This window comes from Ruegeria arenilitoris (assembly GCF_013031355.1).
GTDB lineage: Bacteria > Pseudomonadota > Alphaproteobacteria > Rhodobacterales > Rhodobacteraceae > Ruegeria > Ruegeria arenilitoris_C.
The window spans coordinates 1,066,582-1,090,001 of record NZ_WPZO01000001.1; the positions used below are offsets into that span (position 1 = coordinate 1,066,582).

The 23,420-nt window shown below is 62.6% G+C and carries 21 protein-coding genes; 18 read left to right on the forward strand and 3 right to left on the reverse strand.

The window, feature by feature from the left end; genetic code table 11:
* The first annotated feature begins 3 nt into the window (after positions 1–3).
* The 5 genes from cobN to cobJ are packed head-to-tail and all read left to right on the forward strand — an operon-like array spanning position 4 to position 6,524.
* The gene (cobN, locus tag GOX63_RS05310; protein WP_170544995.1) at positions 4–3,297 is read left to right on the forward strand and encodes a cobaltochelatase subunit CobN; all 3,294 of its coding nucleotides are present in this window, start codon (positions 4–6) and stop codon (positions 3,295–3,297) included.
* Positions 3,294–4,421 (forward strand): cobalamin biosynthesis protein CobG, encoded by a 1,128-nt coding sequence (locus GOX63_RS05315; protein ID WP_170325434.1) that lies wholly within the window; start codon positions 3,294–3,296, stop codon positions 4,419–4,421. The genes cobN and GOX63_RS05315 overlap by 4 nt, the downstream gene beginning before the upstream one ends.
* Positions 4,421–5,050, forward strand: a complete 630-nt coding sequence (locus GOX63_RS05320) for a precorrin-8X methylmutase (RefSeq protein WP_170325435.1) — start codon at positions 4,421–4,423, stop codon at positions 5,048–5,050. The genes GOX63_RS05315 and GOX63_RS05320 overlap by 1 nt, the downstream gene beginning before the upstream one ends.
* On the forward strand, positions 5,047–5,775 hold the full coding sequence (locus GOX63_RS05325; protein ID WP_170325436.1) for a precorrin-2 C(20)-methyltransferase: 729 nt from the start codon (positions 5,047–5,049) through the stop codon (positions 5,773–5,775). Before GOX63_RS05320 ends, GOX63_RS05325 begins: the two co-directional genes overlap by 4 nt.
* Positions 5,772–6,524, forward strand: coding sequence for a precorrin-3B C(17)-methyltransferase (gene cobJ / locus GOX63_RS05330; RefSeq protein WP_170325437.1), 753 nt, complete (start codon positions 5,772–5,774; stop codon positions 6,522–6,524). The genes GOX63_RS05325 and cobJ overlap by 4 nt, the downstream gene beginning before the upstream one ends.
* On the opposite strand, the gene GOX63_RS05335 is transcribed toward cobJ, so the two are convergent.
* Positions 6,497–7,246, reverse strand: a complete 750-nt coding sequence (locus tag GOX63_RS05335) for a cobalt-precorrin-6A reductase (RefSeq protein ID WP_170325438.1) — start codon at positions 7,244–7,246, stop codon at positions 6,497–6,499. The genes cobJ and GOX63_RS05335 overlap by 28 nt on opposite strands.
* On the opposite strand from GOX63_RS05335, the gene cbiE reads away from it, so the two are divergent.
* The 13 genes from cbiE to mdoH all read left to right on the forward strand — a co-directional run bounded on the left by cbiE (position 7,245) and on the right by mdoH (position 21,929).
* Entirely contained in the window at positions 7,245–8,444 is a 1,200-nt protein-coding gene (cbiE, locus tag GOX63_RS05340; protein ID WP_170325439.1) for a precorrin-6y C5,15-methyltransferase (decarboxylating) subunit CbiE, read from the forward strand. The genes GOX63_RS05335 and cbiE overlap by 2 nt on opposite strands.
* Entirely contained in the window at positions 8,441–8,809 is a 369-nt protein-coding gene (locus GOX63_RS05345; RefSeq protein WP_170325440.1) for a cobalamin biosynthesis protein, read from the forward strand. The genes cbiE and GOX63_RS05345 overlap by 4 nt, the downstream gene beginning before the upstream one ends.
* On the forward strand, positions 8,806–9,600 hold the full coding sequence (cobM, locus tag GOX63_RS05350) for a precorrin-4 C(11)-methyltransferase (protein ID WP_170325441.1): 795 nt from the start codon (positions 8,806–8,808) through the stop codon (positions 9,598–9,600). Before GOX63_RS05345 ends, cobM begins: the two co-directional genes overlap by 4 nt.
* Positions 9,593–10,909 (forward strand): cobyrinate a,c-diamide synthase, encoded by a 1,317-nt coding sequence (locus tag GOX63_RS05355; RefSeq protein WP_170325442.1) that lies wholly within the window; start codon positions 9,593–9,595, stop codon positions 10,907–10,909. The genes cobM and GOX63_RS05355 overlap by 8 nt, the downstream gene beginning before the upstream one ends.
* A complete protein-coding gene (cobA, locus tag GOX63_RS05360) occupies positions 10,906–11,634 on the forward strand; it encodes a uroporphyrinogen-III C-methyltransferase (RefSeq protein ID WP_170325443.1) in 729 nt (242 codons plus the stop codon). Before GOX63_RS05355 ends, cobA begins: the two co-directional genes overlap by 4 nt.
* Positions 11,627–12,373, forward strand: a complete 747-nt coding sequence (cobF, locus tag GOX63_RS05365; RefSeq protein ID WP_170544997.1) for a precorrin-6A synthase (deacetylating) — start codon at positions 11,627–11,629, stop codon at positions 12,371–12,373. The genes cobA and cobF overlap by 8 nt, the downstream gene beginning before the upstream one ends.
* 61 nt (positions 12,374–12,434) lie before the next feature.
* Positions 12,435–12,893, forward strand: coding sequence for a DUF302 domain-containing protein (locus GOX63_RS05370; RefSeq protein ID WP_170544999.1), 459 nt, complete (start codon positions 12,435–12,437; stop codon positions 12,891–12,893).
* Positions 12,894–12,972: 79 nt separating this feature from the next.
* Complete coding sequence (locus tag GOX63_RS05375; protein ID WP_170545001.1) at positions 12,973–14,592, forward strand: thiamine pyrophosphate-binding protein; 1,620 nt, start codon at positions 12,973–12,975, stop codon at positions 14,590–14,592.
* Positions 14,579–15,763: a CaiB/BaiF CoA transferase family protein gene (locus tag GOX63_RS05380; protein ID WP_170545004.1), complete on the forward strand. Its 1,185-nt coding sequence runs from the start codon at positions 14,579–14,581 to the stop codon at positions 15,761–15,763. Before GOX63_RS05375 ends, GOX63_RS05380 begins: the two co-directional genes overlap by 14 nt.
* A gap of 181 nt (positions 15,764–15,944) precedes the next feature.
* Positions 15,945–17,315: a tetratricopeptide repeat protein gene (locus GOX63_RS05385; RefSeq protein WP_170325448.1), complete on the forward strand. Its 1,371-nt coding sequence runs from the start codon at positions 15,945–15,947 to the stop codon at positions 17,313–17,315.
* 35 nt (positions 17,316–17,350) lie between these two features.
* Positions 17,351–18,568: an OpgC family protein gene (locus tag GOX63_RS05390; protein WP_170325449.1), complete on the forward strand. Its 1,218-nt coding sequence runs from the start codon at positions 17,351–17,353 to the stop codon at positions 18,566–18,568.
* Entirely contained in the window at positions 18,565–20,064 is a 1,500-nt protein-coding gene (locus GOX63_RS05395; RefSeq protein WP_170325451.1) for a glucan biosynthesis protein, read from the forward strand. Before GOX63_RS05390 ends, GOX63_RS05395 begins: the two co-directional genes overlap by 4 nt.
* The gene (gene mdoH, locus GOX63_RS05400) at positions 20,061–21,929 is read left to right on the forward strand and encodes a glucans biosynthesis glucosyltransferase MdoH (RefSeq protein ID WP_170325452.1); all 1,869 of its coding nucleotides are present in this window, start codon (positions 20,061–20,063) and stop codon (positions 21,927–21,929) included. The genes GOX63_RS05395 and mdoH overlap by 4 nt, the downstream gene beginning before the upstream one ends.
* On the opposite strand, the gene GOX63_RS05405 is transcribed toward mdoH, so the two are convergent.
* Positions 21,930–22,754: an alpha/beta hydrolase family esterase gene (locus GOX63_RS05405; protein ID WP_170325453.1), complete on the reverse strand. Its 825-nt coding sequence runs from the start codon at positions 22,752–22,754 to the stop codon at positions 21,930–21,932. It abuts the gene before it with no gap.
* Positions 22,751–23,224 carry a rhodanese-like domain-containing protein gene (locus tag GOX63_RS05410; RefSeq protein WP_170325454.1) on the reverse strand — a complete coding sequence of 158 codons (474 nt, stop codon included), beginning with the start codon at positions 23,222–23,224 and terminating at the stop codon, positions 22,751–22,753. Before GOX63_RS05410 ends, GOX63_RS05405 begins: the two co-directional genes overlap by 4 nt.
* Positions 23,225–23,420: the final 196 nt, after the last annotated feature.

Sequence of the window (23,420 nt, forward strand, 5' to 3'; positions counted from 1 at the left end):
GCCATGCACGTCGTCTTCCGCGAAAGCCACGGGTTAGAAGAAACCGAAACCCCGACCGATCTGGGCCAGAGCCCGGCGGATCTCGTGGTGCTGTCGTTCTCCGACAGCGACCTTGGCGCTTTCGCGGCGGGCTGGCATCGCGGTGGCGGCCCCGAAGGGCGGATGCCGACGATGCGGCTGGCCAATCTGACAGCGCTGAAACATCCTCTGTCCGTCGACACCTATGTCGAGCAGACGCTGGAGGGCGCCAAAGGCATCCTGATCCGCCTGATCGGTGGCGTGCCTTACTGGTCCTATGGGTTGCAGCAAGTTCTGTCGCTGGCGCAGGCTAAGGGCATTGCGCTGGCCGTTCTGCCCGCGGATGGGCGCGAGGACACGCGGCTGGATGACTATTCCACCCTGCCCGTCTCGACCCTGCGGCGACTGGCGCATCTGTGCGACACCGGCGGAGAGGTTGCCGCACAAGCCGCGCTGGCGCAAATGGCGCTGGCAGCGGGTCTTTATGCTGGCCCGGTGATGGGCGCCAAGACCCTGCCTGACTGCGGTGCATGGTGCCCAGACCGCGGCGTGATCCCGGTGGACACGGCATTCTCGGGCGACGCGAAGCGCATCCTCGTGACCTTCTATCGCGCCTATCTGACCTCGGCAGATACCGCTCCGGTCGCCGCCCTGATCCGCAGCTTGCGGAATCGTGGGATTGAGGCTGTCGGCATGTTCGCTCCCTCTCTCAAAGCGCCCGCATCCGCCGAATGGCTGCGCGAACAAGTCGTGGCGCTTGCTCCATCGGCGATTATCAACGCCACCTCATTCTCGGGCAAAGGCGCGTCAGGCACCTCGCCGCTGGACGCGGCGGATGTGCCGGTGTTTCAGGTCGCCCTCGCCACATCCCGCCGCAAAGCATGGGTCGAAGCGGAACGTGGTCTTTCACCCGCCGACCTCGCCATGCATGTGGTGCTGCCCGAGGTGGACGGGCGCATTTCGGCAGGCATCGCATCCTTCAAAGAACCCGGCAAGCGCGACCCGCATCTGGAATATTCCCGCTTTGCCCATCGAGCCGAACCCGAACGGATCGAAGCCATCATCGACCGCGTCACCGGCTGGCTGAGCCTGAACGACAAACCCAAGCCGGATCAGGTTCCCGCACTGGTTCTGTCCACCTACCCCGGCAAGGACTGGCAGATGGCCCATGCGGTGGGCCTCGACGCTTTGGCCTCGGCCGAGGCGATGCTGTCGGACCTGCAAGGCGAAGGCTATGACACTACGCCGGCAGAACCGATTGCTGAATCCCTGCTGAACGCGCGCCTTTCGTGGTCGCTGCAGGATTATCAGACCGCGTTGGCGGATTTGCCGGAGCAACTGCGCGCGGACCTGCACACGGTCTGGGGCAACCCCGAGGACGACTCAACCTTTTCGGATGGTGCATTCCACTTCACCGCGCTGCGCCGTGGCAAGACCCTGATCGCCCTGCAGCCCGAGCGCGGAACGCCCGAGCTGCGTGATGACGACTATCACGACCTGTCGCGCACCCCACGTCATAGCTATGTCGCCTTCTATCTGTGGCTCCGCAAAGGCTTGGGCGCGGATGCCCTGATCCATATCGGTGCACATGGCACGCTGGAATGGCTGCCCGGCAAGTCCGTCGCCCTGTCTGCCGATTGCTGGCCCGAGGCGTTGATCCGCGATCTGCCGGTGATCTACCCCTTCATCGTCAACGACCCCGGCGAGGCCGCGCAGGCAAAGCGCCGGATCGGAGCCGTCACGCTGGGCCATATCCCGCCCGCGCTGAAGGAAAGCGGCACGCCGGATCGGATGGTGCGGTTGGAATCGCTGCTGGATGAGTTCTCGAACGCCGATGGGCTGGACCCCAAACGCCGCGACCGGCTGCAGGAAGACATCCGCGACGAGGCGCAAGCTATCGGGCTGGAAAGCGACCTTGGCCTCGATCAGGCCACCTGCACCGCCGAGGCGATCACCCGCATCGACCGTTTTGTCTGTGACATCAAGGAAAGCCAGTTTGGCGACGGATTGCATGTCTATGGTCGCGTACCCGAGGTAACGGGCAATTTTTACCTCGCGCCCTCGGCCCATGCCGAACGCAACGCCCTGATCGACGCGCTGGCCGGTAAACGGATCGAGGCCGGGCCGTCCGGCTCGCCCTATCGTGGGCGCTCGGATGTGCTGCCGACCGGGCGAAATCTCTACACCACCGACCCGCGTTCCGTGCCAACGCGTGCGGCCTATACCCAAGGCGTCAAGCTGGCCGAGGAACTGGTGCGCCGCCACCTGCAGGAAGAAGGCGATTACCCCAAAGGCCTGATCGTCGATCTGTGGGGCTCGGCCACCATGCGGACCGCTGGCGAGGAATTCGCCATGGCGCTGCACCTGCTGGGCGTGAAACCTGTTTGGGACAAAGGGTCCGAGCGGGTCTCGGGCATCGAGGTGCTGCCCATTACCGACCTCAGCCGCCCACGCCTGGATGTGACACTGCGCGTCTCGGGCCTGTTCCGCGACGTATTCCCGACGCTTTCAGCGCTGTTCGGTCAGGCGGTCCGGGCGCTGGCCGACCGCGATGAGGCCCCCGACTGGAACCCCTATGCCGGTCAGGCCCCCGCAGCCCGCGTCTATGGCCCCGCCCCCGGCAGTTATGGCCTGAACATGACCCACTTGTCCGAGACCTACACGGACGAGGCTCGCACCCAAGCCGGTGAGGCGTGGCTTGAGGCCAGTTCTTTTGCGTTGGAAGGCGAGCACATCGCGCAAGACAAGGACGGCATCACCCAGCGTGTCGCAAGTGCCGACAGTTTCGTGCACTTGCAGGACCTGACCGAGACCGACCTGCTGTTGGCCAATGACTATGCCACGCATGAGGCCGGATTTGCCGCCGCCAAGAAGATCACCGGTGGCAACGCGCAGCTGTATCATCTGGACAATACCAACCCGGAGAACCCGCGCGCCCGCACTCTGCCCGAAGAGATCAGCCGCGTCGTTCACGCCCGTGCGGCCAATCCCGGCTGGATCGCGGGTATGCAACGTCACGGATTCCGTGGCGCGGCCGAGATCGCGGCCACGCTGGATCACATGGCCTCATTCGCGCATCTGTCCGGCACCGTCGCACCACATCTGTTCGACCTCTACCACGATGCCACGCTGGGCAATGAGGAGGTCGATGCCTTCCTGCAAGAGGCCAACCCGCAGGCGCATCAGGCCATGCAGGACCGGTTCCGCGCGCTGTTGGAAGCCGGGCTTTGGAATACGCGCCGCAACTCGATCCGCGCCGATCTGGAGGGTCTGAGATGAGCGCCCCCGTTGTCCAGGGATGGTGCCCCGGCGCACATCGCCCGATGATGTCGGGAGACGGATTGGTTGTACGGGTACGGCCACGGTTGGCCCGGCTGAGCGCGGAGCAAGCGCTCGGTCTTTGTGAGCTAGCTGAACGGTTCGGCAACGGTACAATCGACCTGACCAACCGCGCCAACCTGCAATTGCGGGGGGTGAAAGAGGCCGACCATCAACCCCTGCTGGCGGAACTCGCGGCACTGGACCTGTTGGATGCCGAACCCGGCATCGAAGTGCGGCGCAATGTCCTTGTTTCGCCCCTGTACGAAACAGGCGATCTGACCGCGCGATTGGCACAAGAGCTTATCAATCGGCTGGGTGACCTGCCCGCCCTGCCAGCCAAATTCGGCTTTGCCATAGATACTGGTCCCGAACGTTTGCTGGCTGGTGACTCGGCAGATATCCGGCTTGAGACCGATGCCGCGGGTCTGATCCTGCGCGCCGACGGATGTGAAACAGGATGCCGCGTGTCGGAAGAGGACGCCATCGACCGGGTGATCGCTCTGGCCGAGTGGTTCGCTGAACACTTCACACCCGAAACACGCCGCATGGCGCGGGTGGTTGCGGCGCAGGGCTTGCCGCAGAACTGGCTGGGCAGCGCCCCGGGTCCCATCGGCACGCCATTGCAACCCGGCGCCTGTGATCTGGGAACATTGTACGGCGCGGCCTTCGGCCAACTGCCTGCGCAGCGTCTGCACGCCCTGATCAAGGACTCGGGTGCCGCCGCCCTGCGCGTGACCCCGTGGCGGCTGATCCTGTTGGAAGGCGGGACAGCGATTCCCGCTTCGGCCTTTGTCACAGATGGCACCGACCCGCTGATGACCACCGACGCCTGCCCCGGCGCGCCGTTCTGCCCTCAGGCGCAAGCGGAAACCCGTAACATTGCCCGCGCATTGGCGCCGCGTGTCGCTGGCAGCCTGCACGTTTCCGGCTGCGCCAAGGGCTGCGCCCGGATGGGCTTGGCGGATGTCACTTTAGTCGGCCGTAACGGACGATTTGATCTTGTCAAACAAGGCCGCGCGGGGGATGAGCCCTGCCAGCACGGCCTGACCGAAGAAACACTCATGACCATGGACTTCACCTGATGCCCTATGAATACGAAACCGACGGCGCGGCGATCTATAAGGAGAGCTTTGCCACCATCCGGTCCGAGGCCGATCTGGCCCGGTTCGACGCCGACGAAGAGCAGGTCGCCGTCCGCATGATCCACGCCGCCGGGATGGTCGGGCTGGAAGAGTTCGTGCATTTCTCGCCGGGTTTCGTGGCAACCGCCCGCACTGCGCTGGAAAACGGCGCGCCGATCCTGTGCGACGCGCGCATGGTCAGCGAAGGCGTGACCCGCTTTCGCCTGCCTTCCGACAACGAGGTGATCTGCACCCTGCATGACGAACGCGTGCGCCCTCTGGCAGCCGAGATGAGCAACACCCGTTCCGCCGCCGCGCTGGAACTGTGGCGCCCGCATCTGGAAGGCGCGCTGGTCGCCATCGGCAACGCACCCACTGCCCTGTTCCACCTGTTGAACATGCTGGAAGATCCTGATTGCCCGCGCCCCGCCGCCATCATCGGCTGCCCGGTGGGCTTTGTCGGTGCGGTCGAATCCAAAGACGCCCTGTGGGAGGCGCAACCGGTGCCGTCCTGCATCGTCAAAGGCCGTCTGGGTGGCAGCGCCATCACCGTGGCCGCCGTCAACGCCATCGCGAGCCGCGCCGAATGAGCGCGGGCAAGATATACGGCGTGGGCCTCGGCCCCGGTGACCCGGACCTGATGAGCGTCCGCGCCGACCGCCTGTTGCGCAATGCGCGTCATGTGGCGTTCTTTCGCAAGCCCGGTCGCAGTGGTCAGGCGCGCAAAATCGTCAACGGCATGATCCCCGGTGACGCGGTTGAGTTCCCGATGGAATACCCCGTCACCACAGAAATCCCGGTGACCGATCCGCGCTATAATGAGCTACTGTCGGCATTTTACAAGGACTGCGCCGCGCATCTGAAAACCTTGTCTGATCAGGGTGAAGACGTTGTGGTTCTGTGTGAAGGCGACCCGTTCTTCTACGGCTCTTTCATGCATCTTTACAGCCGTTTGCGCGACGAAACTGATGTTGAGGTTGTACCCGCCATCACCGGCATGTCCGGCGCTTGGACAGCAACCGGTGACCCGATCACATGGGGCGACGATGTGCTGACCGTGTTGGTCGGCACTCTGCCCGAGGAAACGTTGGCCGAGCGCATGGCGCAGACCGACGCTCTGGTCGTGATGAAGATCGGACGCAATATCGACAAGGTCAAACGGGCGCTGAAAACGGCCGGTCTGTATGATCGCGCGTGGATCGTGGAATTCGCGCAAATGCCGAACCAGACCGTGACGAAACTGTCCGAGGCCTGTGAGAAGGTTACCCCCTACTTCTCGATCATCATCGTGCATGGTCAAGGTCGGCGGCCATGAGCGGCTGGGTCAAGATCGCGGGCCTCGGGCCCGGCAACGAGGATTTGGTGACGCCCGAGGTATCCGCTGCGCTGGCTGAGGCCACGGATATCGTTGGCTATATCCCCTATGTCGCACGCGTGGCAGAACGCCCTGGCCTGACGCTGCACGCCAGTGACAATCGGGTCGAGATCGACCGCTCGCAACACGCGTTGCAGATGGCAGCCGAAGGTAAGCGCGTGGTCGTAGTGTCCTCGGGTGATCCCGGCGTATTTGCGATGGCCGCTGCGGTGTTCGAAGCGTTGGAAAAAGGTCCTGCCGAGTGGCGTGACATTCCCATCGACGTCCTGCCCGGCATCACTGCGATGCTGGCCGCATCCGCCCGTGCGGGTGCGCCACTGGGGCATGACTTCTGCGCCATCAACCTCAGCGATAACCTGAAGCCCTGGTCGTTGATCGAGAAACGCCTGCGCCTTGCCGCACAGGGGGATTTCGCGATGGCGTTCTACAACCCGCGCTCGAAATCCCGCCCGGAAGGCTTTGTGAAAACGCTGGAAATTCTGCGTGAGGAATGCGAGCCCGAGCGCCTGATCCTGTTCGCCCGCGCCGTATCCCGCGCCGATGAAGCGATCCGGATTTCAACGCTGGCCGAAGCCACGCCGGACATGGCCGACATGCAGACCGTGGTCATTGTGGGTTCATCCCTGACCCGCGTGATTGAAAGGGACAGCACCCCGATCGTCTACACCCCGAGGTTCACGCCCGAATGAGCCAGCCAGTCCAGAACCTGTGCGACACTCGACAACTCGGTCCGCTGCGGCAGATCCGGACGGTCGATCATCAGCACCGGCACGCCAAGCGCCCGTGCGGCGTCCAGCTTGGCGCGCGCGCCGGTGCCGCCCGCGTTCTTGGACACCACCAGCTCAATGCCGTGCTGCCGCATCAGCGCCTGGTCATCCGCAAAGGTGAACGGCCCGCGCGAGACAACGACATCGCAGTTCGGCAAAGGCAGCGCGCCCGGTTCATCGACAAGCCGCAGCAAATAGCGGTGTTGAGGTTGAGCGGCAAAGTCCTCAAGATGCATCCGACCAACAGCCAGAAAGACGCGCTGCGGCGCACCGGACATCGCGGCGACTGCACCGTCGATATCGGGGACGTGGTGCCATCGGTCGCCCTCTTGCGCCGTCCATGCCGGGCGGGTCAGCGCGGCCAATGTCACTCCGGCTTCGCGACACGCTGCGACGGCATTCCCGCTCATCTGCGCGGCAAAGGGGTGGGTGGCATCAACCACGTGGGTCACAGCTTGGTCGCGCAGGTAACGCGCCAAACCTTCGGCACCGCCAAACCCGCCGACGCGTACCGGCAAAGGTTGCGGGCGCGGGTTTTCAACGCGACCTGCATAGGAATAAGTGGCTGGAATGCCCTGTTCGGCCACGGCTTTGGCCAGCGCGTTGGCCTCGGTCGTGCCACCAAGGATCAGGAGGTGTGTCATGCGTGAAGCTCCGTGGCTGACCGTTCTGGGCTTGGGCGAAGATGGACTGGATGGCCTGCCGCCTGCAAGCCGTCAAGTGCTGGAACGCGCTGAAATCATCATGGGCCCGCCGCGCCACCTTTCGTTGGTGCCCGAGACCGGCGCACAACGCGTCGAATGGCCCGTCCCGTTCGCGGATGGCCTGCCGATCCTGACCAAATTTCGGGGGCGACCGACCGTAGTTCTGGCGTCCGGTGACCCGTTCTGGTTCGGCGCAGGCTCGGTCATCGCACGTAACTTCGAGGCCGGGGAATGGGCATCCCTGCCCGGTCAGTCGACCTTTTCTCTGGCCGCCGCTCGGCTGGGCTGGCCGCTGGAAAGCACGTTGACCTTTGGCCTGCATGCCGCGCCTTTGACCCGGCTGCGGCCACATCTGTCACCCGGCCTGCGTGCCATCCTGTTATTACGCAACGGCGCAGCGGTGGCGGAACTGGCGACTTATCTGACCGAGACCGGATTTGCAGACAGCGCCCTGCACGTGATGGAAGCCCTTGGCGGCCCCCGCGAACGCGCACGGACCGTGTCACTGACCGAGGCTCTGCTGGGCAGCTTTGACCATCCTGTCTGTGTCGGGCTTGAGGTCGCGGGCGAAGGGCGCGCTTTCCCGAAAGCCTCGGGCAAACCGGACGAGATTTTCGAAACCGACGGCCAGATCACCAAACGCCCGGTGCGCGCGCTGACGCTGTCGGCGTTGGCGCCACAGCGGGACGAGCATCTGTGGGATATCGGTGGCGGCACCGGCTCGATTAGCATCGAATGGCTGATGTGCGACCCGACCTTGACCGCCACGACAATCGAACCCCGCGCAGATCGCGCCGAACGTATTCGCCGCAACGCCGATGCGCTGGGACAGGACCGTCTGAACGTGGTCCATGGCACTGCGCCTGATGCTCTGACCGGGCTCACCCCGCCGGATGTCGTCTTTATCGGCGGCGGGCTTAGCGCCAATCTGCTGGCATGGCTCCGCGACGCGCTGCCCGAAGGTACCCGACTGGTCGCCAATGCGGTGACGCTGGAAAGCGAAGCGCTGCTGGCGCAATGGCACGAGCAATTGGGCGGTGAGCTGTTGCGGATCGAACTGGCACAGTCTGCGGCCCTAGGGCCCCGACGCGGCTGGAAGTCCGCCTACCCCGTCGTGCAATGGAGCGTCACCCTATGATCGTCGCGGGATTGGGATTTTCATCGAAGGCCACAGTGGACAGCCTGCAGGCGGCCTTCGATCGAGCCAGCGCGGGTCAGACCATCGACGCGCTGGCCACTGTCGCTGACAAAGAAGGTCACGCCGCCCTAACCCAATTCGCAGCATCAACGGCCCTGCCCCTGCATTTCATTGCGCCCGCCGATCTGGCCGGGCAGCGCACCCTTACCTGCTCGAACCACAGCCGCGCCACCTATGGCACCGGCAGTGTGGCCGAAGCATCCGCCCTTGCCGCCGCCGGCCCCGGCGCGCGGCTGACCTCACCCAGACATATCTCGGACGACCGGCTAGCAACCTGCGCCGTCGCCATCGGAGGACAATCATGACCGTTCATTTCATCGGTGCCGGACCGGGCGCTGCCGACCTGCTGACCCTGCGCGGGCGCGATATCATCGCCTCGTGCCCCGTGTGCCTGTACGCCGGATCGCTGGTGCCCGAGGAAATCCTGGGCCACTGCCCCGAGGACGCAAAGATCATCAACACCGCGCCGATGGATCTGGAGCAGATCATGGCCGAGATTGAGACCGCGCATAAGGCCGGTCAGGATGTGGCCCGGCTGCATTCCGGTGATCTGTCGGTCTGGTCGGCAATGGGTGAACAGATCCGCCGCCTGAAAGAGATGGGCATTCCGGTCAGCGTGACCCCCGGTGTGCCGTCCTTTGCCGCCGCTGCAGCCTCGCTGGGGACTGAGTTGACCCTGCCTGGGCTGGCGCAATCGGTAGTTCTGACCCGCACCCCGGGCCGTGCGTCGTCAATGCCCGAGGGCGAGACACTGGAAAACTTCGCCCGCACCGGGGCAACGCTGGCCATCCACCTGTCGATCGGCAATCTGGACAAGGTCATTGCCGATCTGACCCCGGCCTATGGCGCGGATTGCCCGGTCGCCGTCGTGTATCGTGCAAGCTGGCCGGATGAGCGGATCATCCGCGCCACATTGGCCACGCTGAAAGAATCGCTGGACGAGAGCATCTCGCGCACTGCCCTGATTATGGTCGGGCCTGCGCTGGCCGGTGAAGGCTTTGACGAAAGCTGCCTGTATTCCAAGGATTACGACCGCCGCTATCGCCCGCAAAGCGCCGACAGCCCGTGGTCGAGCTGGAGCCACGGCGATGACTAACCCTCCGGGTCTTTTGATTTCCGCGCCGTCTTCGGGCACGGGTAAAACCACTGTCATGCTAGGCCTGTTGCGGGCGCTGGCCGAGGACGGGCTGGCCGTTCAGCCGTTCAAGAGCGGACCGGACTATATCGACCCGGCCTTCCACCACGCGGCAGCGGGGCGGGCCTCGTTCAACCTCGACAGTTGGGCGATGGGTGATCCGCTGCTAGGCGCCATTTCGGCGCAGGCCGAAGGGGCTGATATCGTGGTCGCCGAAGGCTCGATGGGGCTGTTCGACGGCGTCGCCAAACCGGGCGAACTGGGCCACGGGTCCAGCGCCGAGACCGCGCTGCGGATGGGCTGGCCGGTTGTGCTGGTGCTGGACGTTGGTGGTCAGGCGCAATCGGCTGCGGCGACGGCGCTGGGGTTCCGGATGTACAACCCGGATTTGCCGTTCGCAGGCGTAATCCTGAACCGCTGTGCCAGCCCCCGGCATGAACGCCTGACGCGGCTGGGGATGGAGCGTGCGGGCCTTCCGGTTCTGGGCGTGTTGCCCCGTCGCGGAGACCTGACGCTGCCCGAGCGACATCTGGGACTGATCCAGGCTGTCGAGCACCCCGATCTGGAAAGCGCGATTGCCGGTTACGCGGCGTTTCTGCGCGAACATGTGGATCTGGAGGCGATCAAGGCGGCGGCTTCCTCAGGCCCGAAGGGGCCATCGTCAGCCGCGCTGCCGCGCCCTCCGGCGCAACGGATTGCGCTGGCTCGGGATGCTGCTTTTTCCTTTACCTATCCGCATTTGCTGGAAGGCTGGCGCGCGGCGGGGGCAGAAATTCTGCCGTTTTCTCCGTTGGCGAATGAGGCCCCGGCAGCGGATGCCGATCTGGTCTGGCTGCCCGGTGGATACCCCGAGTTGCACGCCGGGACGTTGGCTGCAGCCGAAACCTTTCTGACCGGATTGCGCGAGCACGCTGAAACCAAACCTGTTCATGGAGAGTGCGGCGGATACATGGCGCTGGGTCAGGCGCTGATCGACAAGGAAGGTGTTCAACACAAGATGGCCGGGTTACTGGGACTGGTAACCTCGTATGAGAAGCGCAAGTTCAACCTTGGTTATCGCAAGGCGGAACTGTTGGCGCCGATGCCCGGCTTTGCGTCCGGCGCGGCTCTGCGCGGGCATGAGTTCCACTATTCCTCGATTGTCGAGCAACCGGATGCGCCGCTGGCGCGGGTCTTTGACGCCGAGGGGGCCGAGGGTCCGCAGACCGGATCGGTGCGTGGCAACGTCACCGGCACCTTCTTTCACCTGATTGCGGAGGCCACGGCATGAGCGGTTTCGTTTCCTTTATCGGCTCTGGCCCCGGTGATCCGGAACTCCTGACGCTGAAAGCGGTCGACCGGATGCAAAAGGCCGACGCGGTGCTGTTTGACGACCTGAGCAGCGGCCCGATTCTGGAGCACGCGCGCAAGGATTCGGACCTCGTGGGCGTGGGCAAACGCGCCGGGCGGCCCTCGCCCAAGCAGGATCATGTCAGCCGTCTGCTGGTGGATTATGCCAAGACCGGCGCCCGCGTGGTGCGGTTGAAATCCGGCGATGGCGGGCTGTTCGGACGGCTTGAGGAAGAGCTGGTCGCCCTGCGCGAAGCCGGGATCGAGTATGAAATTATTCCCGGCATCCCCTCGGCCGTGGCCGCTGCGGCGGCGGCAGGTATCCCTCTGACGCGACGCCTGACCGCCCGTCGGGTGCAATTCGTCACCGGCCATGATGTCAGCGGCCAACTGCCCGATGATCTGAACCTGCCCGCGCTGGCCGACCCGGACGCCACAACCGTCGTATTCATGGGCAAGCGGACGTTCCCCCTGCTGGTCGAGACCCTGCACGAGCACGGCCTGCCGCTGGATACTCCCGCGCTGATGGCCGAGTCGGTTTCGACCCCTGACCAGAAACTGCGTCGCGCCACAATCGGCGCATTGTCGGAGCAACTGGCAACCGAGATTGGCACTGCACCGGCGCTGATCCTCTATGGCCCTCTGGCAGAGTTCGACGATGTATGACCTGACCCTGATCGGTATTGGCACCGGCAACCCGGATCACGTGACCTTTCAGGGCGCGCAGGCGATCCGCGATGCCGACCTGATCCTGATCCCCCGCAAGGGCGAGAACAAGGCCGACCTGGCCGGGTTGCGCGAAGAGATCATTGCTGCCGTGACCGACACGCCTCCGCAAGTCGCTTACTTTGACATCCCCAAGCGCCGCTCGGATGACGGTTACCTGCGTGGCGTGGATGAATGGCACGACGCAATTGCCCTGCGCTGGCACGAGGCGATCCAAGCCCACCCGGAGGCGCAGCATGTAGCTTTGTTGATCTGGGGCGACCCATCGCTTTATGACAGTTCGCTGCGGATCGCCTCGCGGTTGGACCCGCAGCCGAAAACCCGAGTAATCCCTGGCATCACCGCGCTGCAGGCGCTGACGGCAGCCCATGCGATTCCGATCAACGATCTGGGCGCACCTTATGTCGTCACCACGGGTCGGCGTATCCGGGATGAAGGCTGGCCTTTAAATGCCTCGAAAGTGGCGGTTATGCTGGACGGCGAATGCTCGTTCCAAAGCCTTGAGATGCAGGACTATGACATCTGGTGGGGCGCATATGTGGGCATGAAAGAGGAACTGCTGATCAAGGGACCTCTGACCGACGTGGCGCAACAGATTCTGGACACCCGCGCCCGCGCGCGGGCCGATCATGGCTGGATCATGGATATTTATCTGCTGCAGAAACGCACAGGATTGTGAGTGCGCCGCACCCCATTCTCTGTCATCAATAAGACCAGTTTTGGTGCTAGAGGTGACATGAATGCGTGTTCTATGGGCGTTGCTTTGCTGTCTGACGCTGCCTGCCTGGGCCGAAGAACCCCTATCGGGCTGGGCGGTTTATCCAACTGACAAAAGCTACGAGGATCTCGTGGCCGACACCAAGGCTGCGGTGAAAGAAAACGGGTTGATCGTGGTCACACAGGCCGGGCCAACCAAGGCAGCGGCGGCGCGGGGCATCATCATTCCCGGCAATCTGGTGATCGGGGCCTTTAACAACGACTATGCGGTCCGCGTTCTGGAAACCTCGGTCCGGGCGATGATCGAGGCCCCGATCCGGTTCTATGTCACCGAAAATGAGGATGGCACCGCCACCCTGTCTTACAAAACGCCCAGCTTCGTGTTTGCGCCCTATGTGTACGAAGGTGGCGAGCCCCTGCGTGACATTGCCGAAGAACTGGACACAAAGTTTCAGTCGGTGGCGGAATCCGCAGTCAAATAGTCACACTGACGTGAACCTGCTTGCGTCCGGGCGTGTCCTCCGCAATCTGCAATGCAGCAAAGAATTCGGAGTTTGACTGATGCAGGACCTGTCCCCCCGCGCGGCTGATCTTTTGGCACAACGTCTCTACGAGGCCGGGTGCCGCCACGCCTTTGGCATGCCCGGAGGCGAGGTTCTGACGCTGGTGGACGCGTTGGAGCAGGCAGGGATCACCTTTCACCTGACCAAACACGAAAACGCCGCCGGATTCATGGCCGAGGCCGTGCATCACCGCGACGGTGCGCCCGCGATTTTGGTGGCCACCCTCGGCCCCGGTGCGATGAATGGTATCAACGTAGTGGCCAATGCGTTGCAGGACCGTGTTCCGATGATCGTGCTGACCGGCTGCGTCGATGCGGATGAGGCGCTGACCTATACCCATCAGGTTATGGATCACGCGCAGGTCTATCGCTCGATCACCAAGGGCACGTTCACCCTGACCGCGCAGGGTGCAGATATCGTGGCGGATAAGGCCGTATCGCTGGCCAACCAGCCGCGCCCCGGCCCGGTGCATATCGACGTTCCGATCTCGGTCGCGGATACGCGTGTATCTGGAGTGAAGCGTCGCCGCCTCACCAAACCCGCCGCCGTTGCGCCCGAGGGTAATTGCGTTGAAAAAGCCCGCCGCTGGGTGGCCGAGGCCGAGCGTCCCATCGCGATTGTGGGTCTGGACGTGCTCTATGACGACTCGCGCAATGTCGTGCAGGCTTTTCTGGAGCATTTCAACATTCCCTTCGTGACCACCTATAAAGCCAAGGGTGTGGTCCCCGAAGATCACCCCCTGTGCCTGGGGGGCGCCGGTTTGTCACCGCTGGCCGACAAGCATCTGGTGCCGCTGGTTGAACAATCCGATCTGGTGCTGTGTCTGGGCTATGACCCTATCGAGATGCGCCCCGGCTGGCGCGAGATCTGGGACCCCGAGGAAAAGCGCGTCATCGATATCTCTGCTGTGGTCAATGATCACTACATGCACCAGGCCGGGTTGAATCTGGTGGCGCATACCGGTGCCACGCTGGAGGCCATTGCCAAGGGCAACCCTGCCCGCGCGACATGGCCGAGTGGTGAGCCCGCGCGGGTCAAGGTCGCGCTGGCGCAGGCCTTCCCCACCGATGACGAGTGGGGGCCTGCCGCCGTCATCGCCGAAACCCGCGCCGTTCTGCCGCCAGAAACACTGGCGACCGCTGATAGCGGTGCGCATCGTATCCTGCTGAGCCAGATGTGGGACTGCAACGAAGAACGCGGGCTGATCCAGTCCTCGGCTCTGTGCACCATGGGTTGCGCCGTTCCGATGGCAATTGGTCTGAAACTGGCTGAACCGGAACGTCCGGTGATCAGCTTCTCGGGCGATGCCGGGTTTCTGATGGTCGCCGGCGAGCTGTCGACCGCCGCTGAAATGGGCGGCAACCCGATCTTTCTGGTCTTTGTCGACGCCAGCCTTGCGCTGATCGAGTTGAAACAACGGCAGCGCCAGATGGGCAACACAGGCGTCGATTTCGACCGCCACGACTTTGCCGCCATGGGCCGTGCCTTTGGCGGCAACGGCCACACCGTCCGCAACCGGGAAGAACTGCGCACGGCACTGGACGCCGCTGTTAAGGCCGATACATTCACCGTGATCGCCGCCGAGATTGACCGTGGAGGCTATGATGGCCGGATCTGAAGGACCTCTGAAGGGTATCAAAGTACTGGACCTCAGCCGCATTCTGGCCGGGCCGACCTGTACGCAGTTGCTCGGTGATCTGGGCGCAACTGTCATCAAGATCGAAAACCCTGCGACGGGCGGGGACGACACCCGGCAATGGGGCCCTCCGTATGTTGAGGACGCTGACGGCAACCGCTCGGACCTGAGCGCCTATTTCATGTCGACCAACCGGAACAAGAAATCGGTGGCCGTCGACATCACCACGGCCGAGGGTCAGGCGCAAATCAAACGGCTGGCCGCGCACGCGGATATCTTGATCGAGAATTTCAAACCCGGCGGGCTGGCGAAATACGGGCTGGATTACGCGACCCTTTCGCCAGAGTTTCCCGACCTCGTCTATTGCTCGATCTCGGGCTATGGCCAGACCGGACCGAATGCGTCCAAACCCGGATATGACCTGATGGCGCAGGGTTACGGCGGGATCATGTCGCTGACCGGTGACGCTGACGGGGCCCCGATGAAGGTGGGCGTCGGCATCTCTGACGTGATGTGCGGGATGTACGCGACTGTCGGCATTCTGGCCGCGCTGCGCCACCGCGATCAGACCGGCGAAGGCCAGCAGATCGACCTTGCACTGGTCGATACGCAAGTGTCATGGCTGATCAATGAGGGTGTGAATTACCTGACCTCGGGCGAAGTCCCCCAACGGCGCGGCAACGGTCATCCGAATATTGTGCCCTATGACGTCTATGAAACCGCCGATGGTCACGTCATTCTGGCCGTAGGCAACGATGGCCAGTTTCGCCGCTTTTGCGAGTTCATCGGCCATCCGGAGCTTGCCGACGACCCGCGCTTTGCCACCAATCCCGCGCGGCTGGAAAACCGCGACGCCCTGAACGCTGTGCTGCGCCCGGCCGTTCAGACCTATGCCACGGCCACCGTTATTGACGAGCTTGAAACACGCAAAGTGCCGGTTGGTCCGGTGCAAACGCTGGACCAGGTTTTTGCCACAAATCAGGTCGCGGCTCGGCAAATGCAGATCGCCATGCAGGCCGCTCCGGGCGAGGTGAAATTGATCGGCAATCCACTGAAACTGTCCCGCACACCTGTAACATATCGCAGCGCTCCGCCCGTATTTGGGGCGGACACTCAGACCGTTCTAAACGCCGAAAACCCATTCGAAGATTGAAACACAGCGCCTATTTCGGCGGCATGTTGCTGAAACATGCCGTTGAATCGGCGGTTTTTTTCACGTTTTCCACACACGGCATTTCACCAATTCGAGAGCAGCGGCGATACTGATACGACGCCGCCAAAGTCTCTGCTAAATCAGATATTGTACAAATTCATAATTGGATCGGATCGCTCCCATGAAACAAGATGTGTTCGGACAGATGAACACCCTCAACCAGCCCGCAAGCGTCGAGGCGTGGAATGGTGTTCTGCTTGGCTTCATGGCGCATTCGGCCAGCACGCCGCAGCATCTGGGCAAAGTGCTTGAGCTTGAGCCCGACTTTGCCCTGGGCCATGCGATCAAAGGTCTGTTCATGGTTCTGCTGGGCCGGCGTGAGATGACAGCAGTCGCGGTTGAGGCATTGTCAGCCGCAAACGCAGCGGCAGAACAGCAGCCGGTTTCCGCGCGCGAGCAACTGTATATCGACGCGCTGGGTTTGTATCTGGCCGACCTGCCCTCGCAGGCAATTCAGAAGTTCGAAGAAATCCTGCGCGCCCATCCGCATGACACGCTGGCAATGAAGCTCAGCCATGCGACACGGTTTGTTCTGGGTGACTCGGCCGGGATGCGCCGGTCGATCGAACGGGTTATGCCCGCCTATGCGCCCGACCACCCCGGTCGCGGCTATCTGCTGGGCTGTCATTCCTTCGCGTTGGAGGAAACCGGCGCATATGAAAAGGCCGAAATCGCCGGACGTCAGGCCCTGTGGATGGTGTCGGACGACGCATGGGGCCTGCACGCAGTGGCGCACGTGCATGAGATGACGGGCAACGCACAGCTGGGTCTGGACTGGCTGGCCGGGCGCGAGGACGCTTGGACGCACTGTAACAATTTCCGCTATCACGTCTGGTGGCACAAAGCGCTGATGCATCTGGATCTGGGTCAGGTCGAACGGGTGATGGAGCTGTATGACAACTACATCCGTCAGGACAAAACCGATGATTACCGCGATATCTCGAACGCCACCTCGCTGCTGTCGCGGCTGGAACTGGAAGGTATTGATGTCGGCAACCGCTGGGAAGAACTGGCCGATCTCAGCGCTGCCCGGACCGAGGATGGTTGCCTGATTTTTGCCGATCTGCACTACCTTCTGGCCCTGACCGGGGACAACCGCACCGACGCGACAAACAAGATGTTGAAGCGTATCCAGAAGGACGCGCAGCGCAATCAGGGTGACACCCCGATCCGCATGTCCGATCCGGGCATTGCAGCTGCCAAAGGGCTTGAGGCCTTCGGTGAAGGCCTTTACGGATCGGCATTCGACTTTTTATCGAGCGCCCGTAGTGGTATGCAGCTGGCAGGGGGCAGCCACGCCCAACGTGATGTATTCGAGCGCATCACAATTGATTCCGGCCTGCGCGCGGGCCGTCTGGATGCTGTCGAGCGCATCCTGGACGATCGCCGCGCCAAACGCGCCGGAGGCGAGGATAATTACGCTCTGGCGCGCCGCGCATTAATCGACGCGGCCCGCGATGACCGAGACGCACAAAGCGTCCCGGCTGAATAACAAAACAATAAAAGACCAAGAAGGACAGAATACGTATGGCGACAGCTTCGCCCGCTTCTGATTTTGCGCCTGTGGTGGCCTCGACGGTTACCCCTGCGCGCACGCGCGACCCGCGGCTGGATTTCTATCGCGGCATCGCGATGTTCATTATTCTGATCGCGCATATCCCTAACGACCCGTGGGCCAAGTGGATACCGGCCCGCTTCGGATTTTCGGACGCGACCGAGATTTTCGTGTTCTGCTCGGGCATGGCCTCAGCCATTGCATTCGGCGGCGCGTTTCTGCGCAAAGGCTGGTGGATGGGCACAGCCCGTGTCGCCTTCCGCATCTGGCAAGTCTACTGGGCGCATATCGCGCTGTTCTTCTTTGTCGCCATGACCATGGCGGCGCTGGATCAAAGCGGGCTGTTCGAGAAAAGCTACATCTCATCACTGAACCTGCAGCATTTCTTCAACGACCCGGCGCCGCAGATCGTCGGGATGTTCACCCTGACTTATGTGCCGAACTACTTTGACATCCTGCCGATGTATCTGGTGGTTCTGGCGATGATGCCGCTGGTCATGGGCCTGTCACGGATCGGGTTCTGGGCGGTCGCCTTGACCTCGGTCACGCTGTGGCTAGTGGCACAGACCGACGTTCTGGACTTGCCGGCCGAGCCGTGGTCGGACCGTCAGTGGTTCTTCAACCCCTTTGGCTGGCAGTTGCTGTTCTTCACCGGGTTCGCCTTCATGCGCGGTTGGATTCCTGCCCCTCCGGTATCGAAGACCCTGATCTGGACGGCGGCACTGTTCCTGATCTTCTCGATGCCATTTGGTTCGTGGAAAGTGTTCACCTGGATCAACGCGGCTGCCCCAGATCTGGCCGAGGAAATCCGCAAGGTCTGGCCGGTCACCAAGGAACTCCGCGACAAGACCGACTTTGGCCTGTTCCGTTACCTGCACTTCCTGTCACTGGCCTATCTGGGCTGGGTCGTCGCCGGAGAGCACGGCCACCGCCTGATCGCCACCGGGCACGGAGCAGCCGCCAAGGTCTGGCAATTCCTGCTGACCGTGATCACCAAGGTCGGGCAGCAATCGCTGGCAGTATTCGTGTTTTCCATGGCAGCAGCACGACTTATCGGCGTCGGACTGGACCTGAGTGGGCGGGATGTTGCCAGTGTGTTCGTCGCCAACATGATTGGATTTGCGATGATCATCGGCGTTGCTTACATGGCCGCTTGGTTCAAGTCACAACCCTGGAAGTCGAAAAAATGAACTTTACACGTCGCGCATTTCTGGCCTCGACTTCGGCGCTTGCCTTTGCGCCGGCCACGTTTGCCACCGGTGGGGAAACTCCGTTTGACCGCAACGACGTCATCGCAATGGCCCGGGAATTGGCCAGCCAGCCTTATGCTGAACGCGAAATGGTACCGCAGGAATGGCAGGACCTGACATATGAGCAATACCGCTCGATCCGGTTCCGTCTGGACCGCGCGCTTTGGTATGAGACCGAGACGCCTTTCAACGTAGATTTCTTCACCCCCGGCCTGTACTTCCCGCGTACGGTTAAGGTGATGACAGTCGAAAACGGGATGGCCTCGCCTGTCGCCTTTGACCTGAGCATGTTCGACAAATCCGAGGACGTGCCAGAATTGCCGATCGACGACACGCTGGGTTTTTCCGGCCTGCGCCTGCGCACCGAAATGCACCGACCCGGCAAGACCGACGAATTCTGCGTCTGGCAAGGAGCCAGCTATTTCCGCGCCATTGGCCTGCACGAAGTCTACGGCCTGTCCGCCCGCGGTCTGGCCCTGAAAACCGGCGACCCGGACGGCGAGGAGTTCCCCGAATTCATACGCTTTTGGCTGGAACGCCCGAAACCTGGTCAGCGTGAAATGGTGGTCCACGCGCTGATGGACAGCCCCAGCGTGACCGGTGCCTACCGGTTCAAAGTGACGGCCGGTGCGGATTGCGTGATGGATATCGAGGCCACTCTGTTCCCGCGCGTAGAGCTGACCCATGTCGGCATCGCGCCGGGTACCTCGATGTTCCTTTTCGATCAGACCAACCACAGCCGCTTCGACGATTTCCGCCCCGCCGTGCATGACAGCGACGGCCTGCTGATCCGCAACGGTGCCGGAGAGGTGCTGTGGCGACCGCTGGCCAACCCCACGCGCCTGCAATTCTCGTCCTTCGTCGACATGAACCCGCGCGGGTTTGGCCTGTTGCAGCGCAAGCGTGAGTTCTCGGACTACGCCGATCTTGAGGCGAATTACCACAAGCGCCCGGGCCTGTGGGTCGAACCCAATGGCGATTGGGGCAAGGGAGCCGTCACTCTGGTCGAGATTCCGGCCGATCAGGAAATCTATGACAACATCGTCGCCTATTGGCGCCCGATGGAACCCTATGCGGCAGGCAGTCAGGTCGATCTGTCCTATCGCCTAATCTGGGGCGAGGAACCCCAGCGCACGCCGATGCCGCGCGTGATCAATACCGCAATGGGCGACAACACCTTTGGCGAAGGCCGTCTGGCCGTCATCGACTTTGAGGAAAGCGAGCTGTTCGAAGACCCCGAAGCGATGACGATCTTTGTCGACTCTCCCCATGCTGAAACATCCGAGGGCGTATTGCAACGCAACCCCGACACAGGCGGCCTGCGACTGGCCTTTTCGTTCCAGCCGGGCGACCGCAACCACGTGGAACTGCGTGCGCAGTTGCTGAAAGACAAACAACCGGCCTCTGAGGTCTGGCTTTATCGTTGGACCGCATGACCCAAGACTTGCACATCATGCCCCCCGAGGCGCCCTTGGCCATGCCCGCGCAAGATTTCAGCGCGGATTTCCGGGATGCGCAGGTGCCATCGGGTCAGCGCCCCTCGGCTGGGTTCTGGCGCGCGCTTGCGTTTTCCCCTGCCATGGCGGCCACGCTGGGCCTGTTGTGGGTCATGAGCGATTGGTTCGGCGCCGAAGGGATCAACCTGATCGAAGCAATCCTGCTGGCGCTGATCTCGTTCAACTTCTTCTGGATTTCCTTCACGGTCTGCACCGTGTTGCTGGGCATGGTGTCCCTGTCGCGGCAGGAGCAGCCGAAACGCGAAACTCGCCCGCAGCCGCTGCGCGTGGCGCTGCTGACGCCGGTCTACAACGAAGTGCCGTGGAACGTGCTGGGCAACGCCCGCACGATGCTTGAAGATCTGCGTGCGCGCGGTGGTCAGCACCACTATGCCATGTTCATCCTCTCCGACACCCGCGACCCCGAGATCGCGGCCCAGGAGCAGGCCAGTGTCGAGGCGCTGCGAACCACCCTCGCTCCCGGTCTGGAGCTGTATTACCGTCGGCGTGAAGAAAACACCGACCGCAAGGTTGGCAATATCGCCGATTGGGTCAGCCGCTGGGGCGCCGATTGGGACGCGATGCTGGTGCTGGATGCCGACAGTCTGATGACCGGGCGCGCCATTCTGCGACTCACGGACTCACTGGCGCGCGATCCGGGTGCAGGTTTGATCCAGAGTTACCCGCAATTGATCGGCGCGCAGTCGGTCTTTGCCCGAATGCAGCAATTCGCCAATGGCGTCTACGGCATCGCCTTTGCCGAAGGTCTGGCCCGCTGGTGCGGTCAAGAAGGCAACTATTGGGGGCACAACGCCATCATCCGCACACGTGCCTTTGCCACAAGCGCGGGCCTGCCGAAGCTGCGGGCCTACAATGGTCAGGAAAAGCTGATCATGAGCCACGATTTCGTCGAGGCCGGTCTGCTGCGTCGCGCCGGTTGGGGCGTGCGCTTCCTGCCGCGTATTCGGGGCTCTTACGAAGAAACCCCTCCCACGCTGATTGATCATGCCCTGCGCGACCGCCGCTGGTGTCAGGGCAACCTGCAGCACCTGAAACTGTTAGGCTCGACGGGGTTCCGCGCCGTGTCACGGTTCCACATGTTCCATGGTGCGGTCGGGTATTTAATGTCGCCGCTGTGGTTCGCGCTGCTGGTGATGTGGGCGCTGATTGGTCAGGGCGAGGATGCCTCTGTCCTGCATTATTTCAGCCCCGACAACCCATTGTTCCCTCAATGGCCTGAGATGTCGGAAACCCGCCACGTGCTGATCATTCTGGTCATGTACGCGATGTTGCTCGCCCCCAAAGTGCTGGGCGTTCTGGCCCTGCCCCTGAGCGGTGTGCGCTATGCGGAATTCGGCGGCGGGTCCAAGTTTGTGACGTCCTTCCTGGCCGAGGTGGTTCTGTCGATCCTCTACGCTCCGATCCTGATGGTGCAGCAGATGATCGCTGTGTTCCGCACGGCGCTTGGCATTCAAAAGGGCTGGTCCCCGCAGGCACGCGACGGCGGCACCTATAGCCTGCGCACCCTGATCCTGTGCCACACCCTGGAAACCATCAGCGGCGTCGCGCTGAGCGTTGGTATCCTGTCCGGTCTCGTCTCGGTCTGGTTGGCCCCGATCGCGATCAGCCTTGCACTGGCCATTCCTCTGTCCGCGCTCAGCGGTGTCTCGGCTGGCGCTGCACGGCGTATGGTCGGGATGAGAGAGGATTTCCGCGAACCCGCGATCACCCGTTCGGCCCGGCGCCATCGGAACGAGTTGAAGCGTCTGATCGAGGGCAAAGGCGTGATGACCCCGGCAGAGTGATCAACCGCCGGGCAGACCTTCGTACCAATCCACCATCATGTCCGCCCAGCCCTTGGGTACCCCGTGACCGCCGGGGAACAGCGCGAATTCCAGCGCGCTGCCTTCGGCGCATCCGGTCCAATAGCGGCGCATGAATTGGCCGGTGGTAGAGAACCCGCTGGGTTTGGTGTCGACGCACTCGTTGGCAACGCGCCAGATCTCCAGACCGGCAAAAATATCGCCCTGATGGAACCGACCGCCGCCCAGTAGCCGCCCCTCCAGCGGCACTACGTTGTCGGTCCAGCCATGGGTGTGAAACAACCGCACCGGGCCTTCGCAAGCCTCGGGGTGTGGACGCCAGAACCCGCCCGACACCGGAACATAGGCCGAAAACGTGTCCGGGGCGGCGCAAGCCAGATAGTAGACCATAAACGCACCGGCAGAAAACCCGCCCAGTACAACCCTCTCGGTGTCGACCCCGAACCTGTCTGCCGCATCCTGAACGGCTTCGGTCAGAAACGCGGTCTCATCCCGCTCGCCAAATCCCGGATAGAAGTTCCAGCTTTTAATTCCGTCGCGGTTCGGCCGCTCAAGCCCTTCGGGCGCCATTACGGCATATCCGCGCGCCAAAAGGGGCTCGACCATGCTGCGGTTCTTCATTGTGCCAGCACCGCTGCCGCCATAGCCGTGCAGGAACACGACCAACGGCGGGTTTTCCGCCTCGGACAGTTCGATGTGATAGCCGCCTGAGGCGGTTTCGCACACACCTTCCTGATCGGCACACGCGGCAAGACCAGCTTGCCCCGCCAGCACCAGCCCGGTTGCCAGCGTCAATTCACGGATCATCCAGTCTCTCCTGTATTGCGCTCAACCGGCAACCCGGCGCGCACCCATCCCGGCCCTGCGGCCGACCCCAACATACCCTCGGGCACATCTAAGATATTTGTAAACCCGGCCTCAGACAGCCGATTGCTCAGACGGGCCGACCGTACCCCACGGGCGCAGATCAACGCGACCGGAGCATTGCGGTCTCCGCCTGTCAGTTCTGTCAGCGCCTGTTCAAAATCATCACGGCGCATGTCCAGCGGAAGGGCCCCTTCGCCAATGCCAGTGGCCGTCCACTCGCGCGGGGTACGGATGTCCACCAACAGGATATCGCCCGACAGCGCCTGCTCATGCGCGTCCGAAACACTGAGGTGACCGCCCGAATAATCCTGAGGGATCAGGCGATACTCCCGGATGGCAAAACCGGTGGCGATGGCGGTGACACCACCCAGCAAAACCCACCTTCGGGTCCGGTTCACCTTGATTGCCATTCAGCGCCCTCCTGAGCCGATAGGGCGGTTTTACCACAATCACTCGGGCGCTGCTGCGCGTAAATTCGATCCTCAGATCAAGTTCGCGTCATTATTTCGCACCTGAAATGCCGTCAGTTTCATTGCCCTAGAACGCAGTGAAAAACTTGCAATAGCTGGACAGTCAGAAAATTATCCTTACAAAATCAGGACTACT